Annotated in this window: 13 protein-coding genes; 1 reads left to right on the top strand and 12 read right to left on the bottom strand. The window is 40.9% G+C overall.

All coding sequences use genetic code 11. The features are described from left to right. Positions 1–69: 69 nt before the first annotated feature. The 5 genes from ACEW8O_RS09775 to accD all read right to left on the bottom strand — a co-directional run bounded on the left by ACEW8O_RS09775 (position 70) and on the right by accD (position 4,671). Positions 70–912 (bottom strand): N-acetylglucosamine kinase, encoded by an 843-nt coding sequence (locus tag ACEW8O_RS09775; RefSeq protein ID WP_373494444.1) that lies wholly within the window; start codon positions 910–912, stop codon positions 70–72. 1 nt (position 913) lies between these two features. After that, positions 914–1,144 carry a cytochrome b5 domain-containing protein gene (locus ACEW8O_RS09780; RefSeq protein WP_373494445.1) on the bottom strand — a complete coding sequence of 77 codons (231 nt, stop codon included), beginning with the start codon at positions 1,142–1,144 and terminating at the stop codon, positions 914–916. Then, positions 1,145–2,296 carry a formimidoylglutamase gene (locus tag ACEW8O_RS09785; protein WP_373494446.1) on the bottom strand — a complete coding sequence of 384 codons (1,152 nt, stop codon included), beginning with the start codon at positions 2,294–2,296 and terminating at the stop codon, positions 1,145–1,147. It lies immediately after the preceding gene. An 88-nt stretch (positions 2,297–2,384) separates the two neighbouring features. Next, on the bottom strand, positions 2,385–3,689 hold the full coding sequence (gene nqrF / locus ACEW8O_RS09790; protein ID WP_373494447.1) for an NADH:ubiquinone reductase (Na(+)-transporting) subunit F: 1,305 nt from the start codon (positions 3,687–3,689) through the stop codon (positions 2,385–2,387). Positions 3,690–3,828: 139 nt separating this feature from the next. Then, positions 3,829–4,671, bottom strand: coding sequence for an acetyl-CoA carboxylase, carboxyltransferase subunit beta (gene accD / locus ACEW8O_RS09795; RefSeq protein ID WP_373494448.1), 843 nt, complete (start codon positions 4,669–4,671; stop codon positions 3,829–3,831). A gap of 271 nt (positions 4,672–4,942) precedes the next feature. Between accD and ACEW8O_RS09800 the strand changes: the two genes are divergently transcribed. Next, positions 4,943–6,577, top strand: coding sequence for a carbon starvation protein A (locus tag ACEW8O_RS09800; protein ID WP_373494449.1), 1,635 nt, complete (start codon positions 4,943–4,945; stop codon positions 6,575–6,577). 264 nt (positions 6,578–6,841) lie between these two features. On the opposite strand, the gene ACEW8O_RS09805 is transcribed toward ACEW8O_RS09800, so the two are convergent. The 7 genes from ACEW8O_RS09805 to rimP form a co-directional block, all read right to left on the bottom strand. Beyond that, positions 6,842–8,383, bottom strand: coding sequence for a phosphatase PAP2 family protein (locus tag ACEW8O_RS09805; protein ID WP_373494450.1), 1,542 nt, complete (start codon positions 8,381–8,383; stop codon positions 6,842–6,844). Positions 8,384–8,394: 11 nt separating this feature from the next. After that, positions 8,395–9,315 carry a transporter gene (locus tag ACEW8O_RS09810; protein WP_373494451.1) on the bottom strand — a complete coding sequence of 307 codons (921 nt, stop codon included), beginning with the start codon at positions 9,313–9,315 and terminating at the stop codon, positions 8,395–8,397. A gap of 271 nt (positions 9,316–9,586) precedes the next feature. After that, entirely contained in the window at positions 9,587–10,132 is a 546-nt protein-coding gene (locus ACEW8O_RS09815) for a hypothetical protein (RefSeq protein WP_373494452.1), read from the bottom strand. A 178-nt stretch (positions 10,133–10,310) separates the two neighbouring features. After that, entirely contained in the window at positions 10,311–10,502 is a 192-nt protein-coding gene (locus ACEW8O_RS09820) for a hypothetical protein (protein WP_373494453.1), read from the bottom strand. Positions 10,503–10,547: 45 nt separating this feature from the next. Then, positions 10,548–13,514: a translation initiation factor IF-2 gene (infB, locus tag ACEW8O_RS09825; RefSeq protein ID WP_373494454.1), complete on the bottom strand. Its 2,967-nt coding sequence runs from the start codon at positions 13,512–13,514 to the stop codon at positions 10,548–10,550. 65 nt (positions 13,515–13,579) lie between these two features. Beyond that, positions 13,580–14,827, bottom strand: coding sequence for a transcription termination factor NusA (nusA, locus tag ACEW8O_RS09830; protein WP_373494455.1), 1,248 nt, complete (start codon positions 14,825–14,827; stop codon positions 13,580–13,582). Positions 14,828–14,832: 5 nt separating this feature from the next. Next, entirely contained in the window at positions 14,833–15,303 is a 471-nt protein-coding gene (gene rimP / locus ACEW8O_RS09835; RefSeq protein WP_373494456.1) for a ribosome maturation factor RimP, read from the bottom strand. Positions 15,304–15,507 lie beyond the last annotated feature (204 nt).

Raw genomic sequence — 15,507 nt, forward strand, 5'->3', positions numbered from 1 at the left:
TGTTTTGGAGTAATGAATGAATATCCATTTGCTCGAGGTTATCGTATAGGGATGGGCTTTCTGTAGTGTTCATAGCAATTCTTGGTGATATAGGGTTAATCCTGCAATCGGGCCTTCTATGATAATATTGACATGTATATCAACATCATAGGCTGCACTTCTGAGGATGTCACTGTTGTAGAAGGCAATAGATCCCACAAAACTGACGGGCTTCTTTTTATAATCATCATATTTCATAATATGCTTTTTGAAAAAGTCCTGAAAGGAGTTATAGTAAAGCATGTAACAGTATGGGTCCTTGATATGTTCTGTAATGAATCTGCAAAAACTGGCCATATACCTACCCGGAAATGGCCTTTGGTAAACATTTTCAATAATCGTGTTATTGTCTAATTGAAACTTGTCAATAACCTGGTTTCTTAGTTTTTTTGGCATTTCTTCATGGATGAAATCCTGAAGAAATTTTCGGCCTATATAAGCTCCGCCTCCTTCATCTCCGAGAATGTATCCCGGAGCCGGTCTTTTATCAATGATCAGTTCTCCATCATAGTCACAGCTGTTGGATCCCGTACCCAAAATACAGGCAATTCCTGGGTTATGGCCACAAGTAGCCCTTGCTGCCGCCATGAGATCATGATCCACATTGATTTCTGCTTTTTTGAAGATGTCATTCAGGGCATTGGTTACCTGAAGTCTATTTTTGGGAGAAGCACAGCCAGCCCCGTAATAAAAGATTACCTCCACATCATCCCGGAGATCCAATAAAAAGTCATCCTGAAGTTCATTGGACATTTCTTCGGCTGTTTGGTAATTGGGATTAAACCCAATGCCCCTATGCTGACCGATTTCTCCGCTTTGATTGATTACTCTCCAGTCTGTTTTGCTGGCACCACTGTCTGCGATAAGTATCATGTTATTTCATCAACTGGCCGATAGGTATGAATTTTTGGAATACCTCTTCTGTATGCGGAGCATCAGGAAGTTCATCGGTCAAATCCTGCCCTGCCCAATGTTCATAATGAGTGCCGTTTTTCCAGAGTCTGGAACCGGAAACATCATAAATGATGCCCCGGTAAGCTACCCAAATCTCGGGTCTGTCCTGACCGTTTCTAAGGGCCAGCTGTTGCCTGCTGTAAACTTTCATTTAGAATAATTTAAGCTGGGCATTGATCCACCTTTCGGGAATTTCTCCTGACTGTGCCATTTGATAGTCCTGATAGCTGCAGGGTATAATGGTACTTCTGTCAAATTTTTTCTGATCACCCTGAGGAATTTCCATCCACCATTTTTCACTTCTTATGCTTTTGTAAAATATAAGGACAGAAGGCTGGGTATCCAAAGATACGGTATATTTAATATAATCGCTGCTTTGGAAGGATAGGCTGTCTTTTCTGTCGTAGAATCCTTCAATAAAATACCATATCATCGTGGCAATAATGGCAGCTGTTTTGTTTCTGTTATCATCATAATATGGTTGGTAACCATAAATACCGATAGAAGAAAGCTTTTCATTCATGCCTGCAAACCTACAAATCTGGCAGGCTTCCTCTCCTGTCAGTCCAAAAGGCTGAGCATCTGCTGCGCCGGGGGCATCTGAAGACTGAATGGCACAGACATCAAAACTCAATAGGTCAGCATTTCTAATTATAGGCTCTACTTCCTTGAAGTTGCTCCTAAGATTTCCGATCCTGACATGGTCAAAATACAGCTTTTCCAAAACCCCGATCAGATCGATATCTGTTAGAAAACTTTGATATGCCAAATGGCTGTAATTGAACAAAAAATTAGGTTGGTGCAGTATAATGTCCTGTGAATGTTTATCAGAAGGTGTCCCTTCTTCTTCCATGTCAATTTTGGCATCAATTGTAACTAGTGACACCAATTTGTCGAGTCTTTGATACGAAAGGTATTGACCAATGTCCAAATCATGGGATCCTCCAATGAAAATCGGTAGAATCTGTTTCTTGATCAAAAACTCACCCACCGAATACATGATCTGAAGGGAGTCGTTTAAAGTATTACCGGTTTTTAGGTCTCCCAAATCTGCAATTTTATAGAGTCCATGCCCCTTTTTGAGATGATATAGCTTTTCCCTTATTTCAGAGGAACTTCTTTCGATACTATCGTTTTTAAGCATTCCCCTCTTTTCGGTCAGACCTACTATTGCAATCTGTAAACCTTTCAAGTCTGGAAAAGTATCTCCAAAAAAATGAATATAATTGAAAAATGAATTATGGCTATATTTCTGAGAGGTGATGTACTCGGGAATAGGTTCAAAGAATTGGTGTAAATCCATTGGTAGGGTTTAAATGCTATCCAAAATTAAAGAAAAAATCCTGAGTAAATAAAAAAAGTCCCGCAAAAGCGGGACTCTATTTGAGGTCTTAACCTCCGAAGTCATCAAATCTAATATTCTCTTGTGGGATGCCCATATCATCGAGAAGCTTCAGCACTGCTGCATTCATCAATGGTGGTCCACAAAGGTAATATTCCACCTCATCCGGTTCAGGATGATTTTTCAGATAATTGTCATAAAGTACTTGGTGAATAAATCCTATATAACCATCACCTTCTTTATCATCAAGAGATTTTTTTAGTTTCCAATTATCTTCAGGAAGAGGTTCTGACAGTCCTATGTGGAAGTTGAAATTAGGAAAATCCTTTTCAATGTCTCTGAACTGAGGAGTATAGAACAATTCTTTTTTAGACCGTCCACCATACCAATAAGTAACTTTTCTGTCTGTTTTTTCTGTATGGAAAAGGTGGAAGATATGTGATCTTAATGGCGCCATGCCAGCACCACCTCCAATATAGATCATTTCCCTTTCAGTCGGATTGATATGGAATTCACCATAAGGACCTGAAATGGTTACTTTATCTCCTGGCTTACGACCGAATACATAAGAAGAACAAACTCCCGGATTCACATCCATCCACTTATTATTCGCTCTGTCCCAAGGTGGGGTAGCAATACGAATGGTCAGCATAACAATGTTTCCTTCGGCAGGGTGATTGGCCATGGAATAAGCTCTGAACAATTCTTCATCATTTTTCATGGTCAGATCCCAAAGTCCGAACTTGTCCCAATCACTTTGATATACATCAGCAGGGTGACCAAGATCAGGATGGGGAGTTATATCCATTCCTTTGAAATTGACCGTGATTATAGGTACATCTATTTGGATATACCCTCCTGATTCGAAATCCAAATTTTCTCCTTCAGGAAGTTTTACTTTAAATTCTTTAATAAAGGTGGATACGTTGTAGTTGGATATTACCTCACATTCCCATTTTTTGATTCCAAAGATTTCTTCTGGAATCCTGATCTTCATGTCCTGCTTAACTTTTACCTGACAGGAAAGCCTAACGTTACCTTGTTTTTCTGCACGGCTGAGGTGACCAACTTCTGTTGGGAGAACTTCTCCGCCACCATCTTCCACCACACACTTGCACATGGCACATGTACCACCTCCACCACATGCTGATGGAAGAAAGATTTTTTGGTTACCAAGTGTACTCAATAAGGTAGAACCTGCTGAGGTGACGATCGGATTACTCTCATCTCCGTTGACGATGATTTTAACATCTCCGGAGGCGACCAATTTGGATTGTGCAAATAAGAGGATAAAAACAAGTAGCAGGATGATAATGGTGAATGCTACAATTGAGGTAATAATTACTGAACCCATTTAAATGATTGTTTTACTTTTAATTTTTCAGTAGTAGAGCCCGATTTGGGAACACAAATATATTTATTAATCAACAAATTCGGCCAAAAAGAAACTTAATTTTACCTTTTTCCTTTCGTTGACCTAGTGAAATAACTGATTAATTCCTAAGAAGGTTTAGGAGTGTCGTCAATCTGTTTTTCAACTGCCTTCTATCGATGATAAAATCCAAAAACCCGTGTTCCAAAACAAATTCGGAACTCTGAAAGCCTTTTGGCAGGTCTTTTCCGATTGTTTCCCTGATTACCCTAGGGCCGGCAAAACCGATCAACGCACCTGGTTCTGCGATGTTAAAATCCCCCAACATCGCATAAGAGGCTGTTACACCACCTGTGGTAGGGTCAGTCAAAAGGCTGATATACGGTATTCCTCCTTTGTCCAATAAGGCCAGCTTTGCAGAAGTTTTTGCCATTTGCATCAAACTGAATCCGGCTTCCATCATTCTTGCCCCACCGGATTTGGAAATCATTAAAAATGGGATTTTGTTATTTAAGGAATAGTCAATGGCTCTTGCGATTTTTTCTCCCACAACAGATCCCATGGAACCTCCGATAAAATTAAAATCCATACAGGCAATTACAATATCCATTTCATTTATCCTGCCAACTGCTGTCCGGACTGCATCTTTTAATTCTGTTTTTGTGATGGTTGCTTCGATTCTGGATTTATAGGGTTTGGTGTCCACAAATTTCAAGGGATCCCCTGAAATCATATCCTTGTCGAGTTCTTTGTAATTGTTCCCATCAAACAATATCTCAAAATATTCTGCGGAACCGATTTTGACATGATATTCATCATCCGGACAAACGTAAGAATTGTTTTTGAGCTCCCGGGTATGAATGATGCTGCCACTGGGGGTTTTATACCAAAGCCCGTCAGGGGTGTCTTTCTTTTCTTCCGTGGAAGTTTTGATTCCTTTATCAGTCCGTTTAAACCAAGCCATATTTTAGATTTATATTTTTGAAACTTTCGTTTCGGGAGACTACAAATTTATAGGTATTATCGATTAAATAAAATTTGAACAACAAATCATACAATCAGACCAAATTGTGACCACTATAATATTTTCAGATTTTTATGGAATGTTTTTCAATTATTCTGTCAAAACTCCATTAGGAGCTTAATTCAATGTAAGTTTTTCAAACTTGGGAATTTCATTTGTTATTTAAAGGAATTAGGTGAAATTCATGTTTTACTAACATATCCCTCCCGAAATGAGCTTAATTGCCCTTCTTGTTGTTTCAGCCATTATTCTTATTACTGCCTATTTTACCTATGGCAAATATGTATATAAGAAATTCGGTCTTGACGATTCCAGAAAAGCGCCTTCACATACTTACTCCGATGGCATTGATTATGTTCCAAGCAAGCCGATAGTAGTCCTTGGCCATCATTTTGCTTCTATTGCCGGGGCAGGACCTATCGTTGGACCCATTATCGCGGTTACATTTGGTTGGATCCCTGCGGTGATCTGGATTCTTGTAGGTGGAATTTTTTTTGGAGCGGTACATGATTTGGGAAGTATGGCTGCCTCATTGCGTAATCAGGGCAAATCCATTGGGGTCATCATCGAAAAAAATATTGGGAGGAAAGGAAAGCAATTATTCATTGTTTTCAGTTTTTCAACTTTGATACTTGTCATTGGCGTTTTTGCAGACATCATAGCCAAAACATTTGTGAGCAATCCCGGTGTGGCATCAGCATCCATTTTTTTTATTGGATTAGCAGTGGCTTTTGGATTGATCAATAAAATGGTTGGGAACAATAAGCAAGCATTTTTGATCATAACAATCCTTGGAGTGGTTTTGATGTATTACTTTGTTTATTTGGGGATGCAGTTGCCGTTTGTTCTGGATTACCAATTCTGGATTTATATACTGTTAGGCTACGCTTTCATTGCCTCTGTCACCCCGGTATCCATGCTATTGCAACCAAGGGATTATCTGAACAGCTTCTTATTGTACGGTCTGATCATTGCGGCAGTAGTTGGGGTTTTCATTGCCAATCCTGAGATCAAAATGGATAATGACATTCATCTCACCGCTGACAATCTTGGTTATCTGTTTCCTGTTTTGTTTGTGACCATTGCCTGCGGTGCCATCAGCGGTTTTCATTCGCTTGTCGCTTCCGGTACTACTTCCAAACAATTGGACAAAGAAAGTGATGCCAAAGTAGTAGGGTTTGGAGGGATGTTGATTGAGTCATTTTTGGCCATTATTTCGGTTGCTGCCGTAATTGTCCTGAGTAGGGGTGAATATTTAGGGAGATTGGGGGAAGAAGGTCCTGTTCCGCTTTTTGCCAGTGGCTTGGGAAGTATGATTTCGTCCATGGGTATTTCCGAATCATTTGCTATTGGATTTGTGGCTTTGACAGTTTCAGCTTTTGCTTTGACCACATTGGACACTTGTACAAGGTTAGCGAGATTCACCCTGCAGGAGTATTTCGAAGATGTCAAAAATCCAATTGGAGCCAAATTATCCCAAAACAGGTATTTATCTACAATGGTCGTGGTTCTGTTTTCCATTTTGCTTTTGGCATCGGGAAGTTTTACCACCCTTTGGCCAATTTTCGGTTCTGCCAATCAGTTGTTAGCTGCCTTAGCGCTGTTGACCATTGCTGTTTGGTTAATGCGGAAAAAAATCAACGCCACCTTTGTGATGATACCCATGTTTTTTATGTTCACAGTCACGTTGACCTCATTGGGTTTGTTTGCTTGGAAAAATTATCAAGATAAAATTTATGTGCTTTCCCTGATTGCAGGATTGCTTTTTGTGTTATCTATTGCATTGATCGTATTGGCTGCAAAAAGCCTTAGAAAAGAGGTTGAAGAACCTGTGAGGATTAGCTGAAACCATAAGAGGTTTTTTATTTAGTATTTATTCAAGGTTTATTCTTAAAAAAACCTTTGAGGTCTGAAAAAGACCTCAAAGGTTTAGACCTTTTTCAGCAGTGATTCAAAAACAACCCCTGCCCAAAGTATTGGCCGGGGATGAAACAACAAATCAATCTATGGTAATTAATTATGGATTTTAGTTGATGGGCATAATGAAGTACACTTTCAATACCTCAAAAATGCCCAAGCCAATCAGACCTATGAAAAACAGGTTTTTCATTTATTGAGCTCCATCGCCTTTGGCCTTGTTCACAGCATAAGTACCCACTTGTTTGCCTTGTTCGACACCTACTTCTGCATCGAACCGATAGTGAATACCTCCATATAGTCTGGACATGGCTGCTTCTTCTGCCCATGCCCTAAATTGCGCAGCATCAGTGGGGAAGAAATGTGCCAGGACTTCAGCGCCTGCGGATGAAAATGTGCTGTGCCCGGAAGTATAGGCAGGGAAATTAGGGGTACCAAGAATCGTCTTAAATCCGGCAATCGTCTCAACCGGCCTAGGGTAATGGTAATAGTATTTTGTATCCCAACATGCCACCCCGGCATCCATAATGGCGGAATTCATATAGGCAAAAACCCTCGCAGTCCGTAATGGATTGAGTTTGTGTTTTACGATGGATAGTTTTGCAAATTTGTTCCAATGTCCCGGAGGGGTATAGGAACCCAGACCATCTTCCCACCAATTGGCAATCCGCCTTTGATTGAGGGTCATATGTGCAGCAAACTTCTTCAATTCAGCAACATCTGCTTCGAATTGAGGGGAACCTGGTGCAGGAGGAGGGGGTGACCTTACTTCTTCCACTGTAGGCACATGCCACATTTTTACCTGACCAAAGAGAGGGGTCAAGCCTACGGGTCTTTGGGGTACTTCGGTGTTTTGCCATTTCCAACCAAACTTCTCAAAGGCGGCATTTGCTATGGAGTCTGAAACAGGTCTTGGTGTTTGTGCTTTGGACATTCCATCTGTCGAAGCCCGCTTCATGGCCAGCTTGACCACCTCTGACCCAATTTTTACACCTGCTTCAATATCACTTTGGGTATTGATACCTGCATGCACCAGACTGGCGATGTGTTCTTGGTATTTCTTATCTAGGAATGATGCTTCCAATGGGAACATGGCAGATAGGATATCTTTGGAAACCTTGGCTACCGTGGCGCCATCGGAAGGATATGAGGGTAAAGTACTTGCGGGATAAGCCGGTTTGATACTTTCATCTACTTTATATGGACCGGGACGATTGTACTGGAATTTGTAATGCCATGCTACTACCAACCCGTCAAATTGGGCTACACTGAGATATGCCAACATCCTGCTCGTGTAGGGAGGGTGCGCAAAAGGAAAGGGTGGCGGCCCGGCAGGGTTAGCAGGGCTGGCCAGTGTATAAGTGCCATCAGCATTTGGACCCGGTATCAGATTATATTTTGCAGCCAATTCAAGGGCGATTTCATTCCACCTCAAAATAGGGTTGCTTGTCCAATACCGGACTACCTGCATTTGGGAAGGAGTCAAACCTTCCATTTGTAATTTTAGGTCAGAAAGTTCTGCTTGATAAGCGCTTGAACTGGTTGTTTCCGGCACTGCAATACTGATTTGGTCAGGGGTGAATACCAGGATAGTTTTCCATGTCCCTCCATTTTCATCCAGATTGCCAAATTCGTATTCATCGAAATTCATATACCTTGGGGTTTCCTCCATGCAGGCACTTGTTGTGAGGAAAAGGATAAATAGGCCCAAATAGGATATTTTAATATTTTTCATTGTCGTGGGGATTAAAAGGCTTTAAACTGATAAGTAAGACCAACACCAACTGTTGTGGCCTTTCCCATATTTCTTCCACTTATAACTTGGTTGAAATAAAGAAGACCACCTAGTCCCCGGTCAGCTTTGATATAATATTGAAACCATCCACCAATTTGACTTACTTCCATCTTGTTGGTAGGTTGTGGTCTGTTATATGCCCGGATATCATCACCGGTCAGACAGTTCAGACTCATGAATGTGGCTTCCATTCTTAACCTGTTGCCCAAAGTCCAGTATCCTATTGCCCCATGAATATTCATGGCATTGGGAACGTTCATAAAGGATGAATACACGCTTCCGTTTTGATAATAATAATCCCGCTCAATTTCGGACTGTCCTCTCCAGAGATAGGCTAACCCTCCCCTAAATACCAAGCCGTTATCCATTTTGTATCCACCAATGCCTCTAATGCCAAGCTCCGGAGCGCCAACCCCAATACTAAATGGCATATAATCTGAGAGGTAGTTGCCAATTGGCGTACTGAAGTGGGTATTGGTCAGGAAAAAGAGCCTGCCTTTGCCCAATTGTTTTTGTAGCCAGTCCACTTTTACTGAAACGCTCAAATCCTGGATTCCGGATTGACCTACCTGGGTGCCTCCTGATGCTTGAGTGCCCACATATGGAAGGATGGTAATTATATTGATGTTTTTGGTAAGCCCCATGGCTATCATGGGCATCCCCATTTGTCTGGTGAAAGTACCAATATTGGCGTTCCCCCTTAAGTAGCTGCCTTCCCAATATTGATTCCAAGAGGAATGTTCATAGATCAGGGCAGCACAAATCTCCCCTTTCTCCATCATTACTTCATCCCAGGGAGTTTGACCGTAGGTATTGAATTGGGGAGTTCCAAATACCATCAATCCCAAGACGATTGGTAATAGTTTTTTCATAAGATTAATAAGAATTAAATATTGAAAGTTGATTATATATTGAAAAATCCGGTCTGAATTTCTTACCTACCCTGTCAATCCGATCGGATTGACAGGGTAGGTAAGAAATTCAATTATATACACAATTCCTTTTTAGAAACCTCAGAGTACAGATTTTTAAAACATTCCCAATGTAACAAACCCATCGAAAACAGTGGATTTACTTTTGTAAACCTGTTCTGTTGTGGTTGCAATCCAGGAAGGAACTATTAAAATTAGACCGGATGAAAAATCAAACCAACTCGGGGGGTGGGGTAGTTAGGTTGATGTCCTGATTCTGATAAGTTAAAAAAACAAAACCATTGTATTTGTTAATATTGATAATGCTAATAGAGAAATCAATTTCATTGATAGGTTGGGTGTAGTCTTTCACAAAGATTTTGCCCAACAAGCTATTGCTACCGGAATCCGGCAGTTCGTCATGAACCAGAGAACTTACCCACTGCTTGATGGTTTTGTCCAGGTTCTTTTTGGCACTGTCGGGAACATAAACTATCTGCAATGTATCGTTGATATACCGCTGCTTAATGACCCTGTAATATTGTCCGTCTTTTTGAAAACTTGTGTTAGTTGCCCTAAATTCCTCTTCATCGGCCATGTAAGGAATGGAAAGGGGAATTTCCATAATCCGCTCCTCAAATTCACTCTGGTTTTCACTGTAGATTTTTTCCGACCAATGATTTTCTATCTGTAGCCTGAAGGAAAAATATGCCACATAATACCCAAATTGGTACAATGCGAAACAAAAAAGAAGGAATATGGCTACTGTCTTTCTCAATTGATATCATTATTCAGTCAGAAATTTACATTAATAAATTAAAATATGATAAATGTCACTTATTTTTTTTAAGTCAGATATAGGCCTTCTACTTATGAAATACTAATTTCAATAGATTTAACATGAAGACTTTTGGCTGCAATTGTCCAAACTGCCGAAGTGAAAGGCCTTTGATCAATCAAATGATAGAAAGAATCAGCAATAACATCAGCGAAACTACTGTCAACAGGCCGTAAACCTTGATCACCTTCAATCTATTGAACCGATCCAGAAACCAAAGTACCAATACCGGACGGATCAATCCGAGTATAAGACCTACAAAAGAAAGCGTAAGCAGGATTTGAATAAAGAGTAAAAAAGTCTCTTTCATGATGCTATAAAAAAAGGAAAGGTTGTAGTCGTTCCTTTTTATGTTTTATTTCTTACGTTTTATCTCTTGCATATGATAGCCTTCAATGGTATCATCCACCAGAATGTCGTTGAATTTCTTGATGGATATCCCACATTCGTATCCTGCTTTGACTTCGGATACATCATCTTTGAATCGTTTCAATTGATCGATCTCACCGTCATGAATGACTATACCGTCTCTGACTACACGGATTTTGTGTTTTCGTGAAATGAATCCGTCGGTCACATAACATCCTGCAACAGTTCCGATTTTGGAGATTTTGAATACTTCCCTTACCTGTATATTTCCGGTAATGATTTCTTCAAACTCAGGTTCCAACATTCCTTCAATGGCGTCCTTGATCTGATTGATGGCATCGTATATAATGGAGTAATGTCTGATTTCAATTTCTTCCTGTTCAGCAATCTTTTTGGCATTTGCAGAAGGCCTGACCTGGAACCCCAGGATAATTGCATCAGAGGCAGAAGCCAGCAATACGTCTGATTCGGAAATCTGCCCTACGCCCTTATGGATAATATTGACAGAAACCTCGTCTTTTGAAAGCTTGAGCAAGGAATCAGAAAGTGCTTCCACTGAACCATCCACATCACCTTTGATAATGATGTTGAGTTCTTTGAAACTGCCTATGGCCAACCTTCTTCCGATTTCGTCCAAAGTGATATGCTTCTTAGTCCGCATGCTTTGTTCACGAAGAATCTGTTCTCTGGAATTGGCGATTTCCCTGGCTTCTCTTTCTGAGTCATATACTTTGAAGGTGTCACCTGCTTGTGGTGCACCCGCCAATCCCAACACCTGAACCGGTGTGGAAGGGCCTGCTTTATCCAGTTTTTTACCTTTATGGTCAAACATGGCCTTGACACGGCCATAGTGAGGGCCTGCCAACATGGTGTCACCCACTCGCAGTGTTCCGGCCTGAACCATCACAGTGGCCACATAACCCCTTCCTTTGTCCAAAGAAGCTTCTACGACTGTACCAACTGCGTTTTTATCTGGATTGGCTTTTAATTCTAGAATTTCTGCCTCTAGCAATACTTTCTCCAAAAGTTCTTCGACACCTACACCTGTCTTTGCGGAGATGTCCTGAGACTGGTATTTACCGCCCCATTCTTCCACCAACAGATTCATATTGGCTAGTTCTTCTTTTATTTTATTGGGGTTGGCGTTTGGTTTATCAATTTTATTGATTGCAAAAATCATCGGAACACCCGCTACCTGTGCGTGATTGATGGCTTCTTTGGTCTGGGGCATGATATTGTCATCAGCTGCTATCACAATGATGGCAACATCTGTTATTTTCGCTCCTCTTGCACGCATGGCGGTAAATGCTTCGTGTCCCGGTGTATCCAAAAAGGCGATTTTGTCACCTTCTTTGGTTGTCACATCGTATGCGCCAATGTGCTGAGTAATACCACCTGCTTCATCCGCTGTTACTTTGGCTCTTCTTATATAATCAAGCAAGGAAGTTTTACCATGATCGACGTGACCCATGATGGTTACTATCGGTGCACGGTCAAGTAATTCCTCAGGGGTATCTATTGCTTCAATGGTTTCTGCTTCTTCATCCGGCTTGGTGAATTCAACTTCGTAATTGAATTCATCAGCAATAATGGTAATGGCTTCTGCATCCAATCTCTGATTGATGGAAACGAACATGCCCAGAGACATACAGGTAGAAATCACCTGGTTGACAGAAACATCCATCAGCGAGGCCAAATCGTTGGCAGAAATAAATTCTGTTACCCTTAAGATTTTGTTTTCCTCAATTCCCTCAACTTCCTCTTTATTTCTATCTGTTCTCTTATCTCTTCTTTTTGATTTTCCTCCACCGGATTTTCCTCCACCCTGCAGTCTTGCAAGGGTCTGCTTGATCTGATCTTGGATTTCTTTCTGAGTAGGTTCAGCTTTTTGGATTCTTCCGGTCGGCTGTTGGCCAGGTCTTGGTCTTCCATGACCTTGTCCACCGGCGCCTTGGGGTTTTCGGTCTCTTTGCTGACCACCTTGATTGGGACCCCCACCTTGTCCCGGAGGTCTTGATTTATTGGCAACGCCTTCCGGACCTTTGGCTGGGGCACTAGGTGTTCCAGGTTTTTTATCAATTCTCTTGCGGAGCCTTTTCTTTTTATCTTTTCCTTTTTCGTCAGAAGAAGCAACAGGTTTCCCTTTTTTCTTCGACCTGTCGTCAGGAAGATCGATTTTTCCCAGGACTGTTAATCCTTTCAAAGCATCCGCTTTTGCAGATATGACTTTGTTTTCCGATTTTGCTTCCGGTTTAGCGGTCAGTACTTCCAATATTGGAGGCTTAACCTCAGGTTTGATGGGAGTTGGTTTTTCAAGTTCAACTACAGGTTTCTTCTCTTCTTTGACAGCTGGTGGGGACTCCACTTTTATTTCTTCAACCGGTTTTTTAGCGACTTCTTCCCTTTTAGTTTCCTCTGCCTGAATGATTGTTTTTTCTGTATCTTTTTCAGCCTTTTCTATTTTCTCAATCGGTGGGGCTTCTTGTGGTTTCGGTTCTTCTTTTTTGGGTTCCTCTCTTTTGGCAGTGAGGTCAATTTTCCCCAACACTTTTATTCCCTGCAATTTGGGAGCTTCTGCTGAAACTTTCTCCACTTCAGCTTCTTCTACCTTAGGTTGTGGGGCTGTTGGAGCAGGCTTGACAGGCTCCTCTTTTTTAGCTTCTGGTGTTGGTGTTGGGTCAGGTTTCTTTTCTTCCTTCACCTCGGATTCCGCCTCTATGGTAAAAGTATCATGATGACGCTTACCAATAGAAAGGTGCGAAGCTTCCTCCTTGTCCTGTGCAGAGGATTTAAACTCCTTGGCCAACATTTCAAATTGGTCGAGGTTGATTTTGGAGTTAGGATTATTTTCTACTTCAAAGCCTTTTTTGGCCAGAGAATCCACAATCGTAGCAATTCCTACGTTGAGTTTTCTGGCTGCTTGGCCTAGTCGCATCATTTTTTCTTCTGACATACGCTAAAAACTCTTTCTTAATTTTTCGCAAATATAGGCCAATTATTGGGTTAATCGGCCTTTATTCACTGTTCAAATTCCTGTTTTAAAATCCTGAATATCTCGTCAATGGTCTCTTCTTCAAGTTCAGTCCTTCTCAAAAGGTCTTCTTTGGTCAAAGTCAATACACTTTTGGCTGTATCCAATCCTGTTTTTTTCAATTCATCAATTACCCAACTATCTATTTCATCCCCAAATTCTTCAAGATCCACATCTTCTTCCTCTTCGTATTCGCTCAATTCCCTGAATACGTCGATTTCATATCCCACCAGTCTTGATGCCAACCGTATATTGAAGCCACCTTTTCCGATAGCCATAGAAACCTGATCAGGTTTAAGGAAAACCGAAATTCTTTTATGGTCTTTGTCCACCTGTATAGAGGTGACCTTTGCGGGACTCAAAGCCCTTGATACATAAAGGTCAAGGTTGTCCGTAAAATTGATGACATCAATATTCTCATTTTGAAGCTCACGCACAATGGCATGGATCCGGCTACCTTTCATGCCAACACAGGCACCTACCGGATCAATTCTGTCATCGTAAGATTCTACAGCTACTTTTGCTCTTTCTCCCGGCTCTCTGACGATTTTCTTGATTGTGATCAGTCCATCAAATACTTCGGGCACTTCGTTTTCGAACAATCGCTCCAAAAATATGGGGGAAGTTCGGGAAAGGATGATTTTGGGATTTCCATTGAACATTTCCACTTTGTGGACTATAGCCCTGATAGAATCGCCTTTTCTGAAGCGGTCTTTAGGAATCTGTTCTCCTTTAGGAAGAATCAGTTCATTTCCTTCACCATCAATAAGTAGTGCTTCCCTTCCCAATATCTGGTAAACTTCTGCGGATACGATTTCACCTACAAGTTCTTCATATTGGTTGAAAAGAAGGTCTTTTTCCAAATCCTTGATTTTCTGGATCAATGTCTGTCGGGCCATCATGACAGCCCTTCTTCCAAAGTCCTCCAATTCGATCTTTTCGTAAACCTCTTCTCCTACCTCAAAATCAGGTTCGATTTTTTGGGCATCGGTCAAGCTGATTTTATCAAAATCCCAGATGTCTTCGGAATTGTCGTCGACAATTTCCCTGATCCTTAAGATTTCGAGGTCACCTTTGTCTGCATTGATGGTCACATCAAAGTTTTCATCGGTTTCGTATTTTTTGCGAATCATCGCCCTAAACACATCCTCCAAGATACGGATCATGGTAGGACGGTCCACATTTTTAGACTTTGCAAACTCTGCAAATGATTCTATGAGTATTTTAGCATCCATTTTATTTATTTGAAAGAGACTAACACAATTGATTTCTTAATCTGTTCAAAGGGTACAGTAAGTTCCTGTTCCTGGGCTTTTTTACCTTTTTCTTTAATTTTTGTCACAAGCTTGATTTCTGATATTCCTACCTCGAGTAGTTTGCCTTCTGTTTCTTTTCCGTCAACTAAAGTCAATTTCAGATTTCTACCGATATTTTTGGTATATTGTCTTTTGGAAGCTAATGGAAAATCCACGCCTGGCGAAGAGACCTCTAATATATAGGCCTCAGGTAACAGTTCTTTAGCTTCAATTTCTTCACCCACCTGACGGCTTACCAATGCGCAATTCTCAATACTTACACCTTGATCGGAGTCAATAAGGACTTTCAACTGGGGTCTACTGCCTTTCTCGATCAATTGTATATCGACCAGAAAATGACTTTCGTCAGGCAGGTGTTTGCTTACAATTTCTTCAAGGATTTGATTGAGACTCATGTGCAACAGGGCTATGAAATGAAAGAGGGGACTTGTGTCCCCTCAGTTAAGCTTGGTATTACGATGCAAAGTTAATAAAATTATTCCCACAAAAAAAAACACGAAACTTGTAATAAATTGGGAATTAGATAATAATTTTGCCCGCCCACGTTAGATGTTCTGCGCTGCATTGCTAAATTTACACGATTATCTATCATCAAATCA

The sequence above is a fragment of the Aquiflexum sp. genome, assembly GCF_041749095.1.
In the GTDB taxonomy this organism is placed as follows: Bacteria; Bacteroidota; Bacteroidia; order Cytophagales; family Cyclobacteriaceae; genus Aquiflexum.